This is a genomic window from Streptomyces albidoflavus (assembly GCF_000719955.1).
GTDB lineage: Bacteria > Actinomycetota > Actinomycetes > Streptomycetales > Streptomycetaceae > Streptomyces > Streptomyces albidoflavus.
This window is the reverse complement of record NZ_JOII01000087.1, coordinates 1-1,251: the sequence shown is the minus strand read 5'-3', so window position 1 is coordinate 1,251 and position 1,251 is coordinate 1. Positions and strand designations below refer to the sequence as shown.

Below are 1,251 nucleotides of genomic sequence, written 5' to 3'. Positions count from 1 at the left end.
CTTCCGTTCTAGTGGTCGTTGCAACACCCCAGTTGAAGGGGTGCGATGGACTTCGAGATCCGGGGGAACCGGGGGCGTCCGCAGGGGCGAAAGGCTCTGGTCCGTGAGCGGGAGGAATACTTCCGGCTCATGGGCCAGGGCGTGAGCAGCCGGGAAGCGTGCCGGATCGTCGGCGTCAACCGGATGACCGGGAAGCGGTGGAGGAACGGCCGTCGGGCGACCGGGGCCAAGAAGGGTGCTCTGCCGGTCCGGCGTCCCGGCGGGCAGGATGGCCCTTCCCGGTTTCTGCGGGAAGCGGACCGGATTCACATAGCCGACCGGCTGCGGGAGAAGGCATCGATCCGGACCATCGCGGCCGAGTTGGGCCGCAGTCCTTCCACCATCAGCCGGGAGGTCCGGCGCAACGGAGCGATGTGGCGAAGCAGCGGCTGGGCCTACCGGCCGCACGCCGCCCAGTCCCGCGCGGATGCCCGCCGGCCCCGCCCGAAGCCGGGCAAGATCGGCCAGAACCCGGAACTGCGGGACTTCATCCAGGACCACCTTCAACGCCGGTGGAGCCCTGAGCAGATCTGCCAGGCTCTGCGGGCACGCTTCCCCGACCGGCCGGAGATGCACGTGGTCCACGAGACGATCTACCAGGCCCTTTACGTTCAGGGCCGTGGAGAACTCCGCCGCGAACTCACCCAGGCCCTGCGAACCGGGCGGGTGATGCGTCGGCCCCACCGCCAGTCCTACAAGCGCCAGCCCCGCATGTCGGCCGGCATGGTGATGATCAGCGAGCGTCCCGCCGAGGTTGCCGACCGTGCGATACCCGGGCACTGGGAAGGCGACCTCATCATCGGCAAGACCCACCAGTCCGCGATCGGCACCCTCGTCGAACGGTCGAGTCGCTTCGTCACCCTGGTCCACCTCCCCGACGGCCGCCTGCCCTCTCAGGTCCGCGACGCCCTCGTCCAGACCGTTTCGACCCTCCCGGCCCAGCTCAGACGTTCCCTCACCTGGGACCAGGGCTCGGAAATGGCCCTGCACCGGCAGTTCAGCACCGCCACCGACATGCCGGTCTTCTTCTGCGATCCGGCCAGTCCCTGGCAGCGCGGCTCGAACGAGAACACGAACGGCCTGCTGCGGCAGTACTTCCCCAAGGGCACCGACCTGGCCCGCCACAGCCGCGAGGACCTGGACACCGTCGCCGCCGAACTCAACAGCCGCCCACGCAAAACGCTCGGCTGGGAAACCCCAGCCGAGCGTCTC

1 protein-coding gene is annotated in these 1,251 nt (G+C 69.1%); it reads left to right on the top strand.

Translation table 11 applies throughout. The annotated features are described in order from the left end of the window. Nucleotides 1-45: 45 nt before the first annotated feature. A partial coding sequence (locus tag IF45_RS0131030) for an IS30 family transposase (protein ID WP_030310947.1) occupies nucleotides 46-1,251 on the top strand: 1,206 nt, incomplete at its 3' end.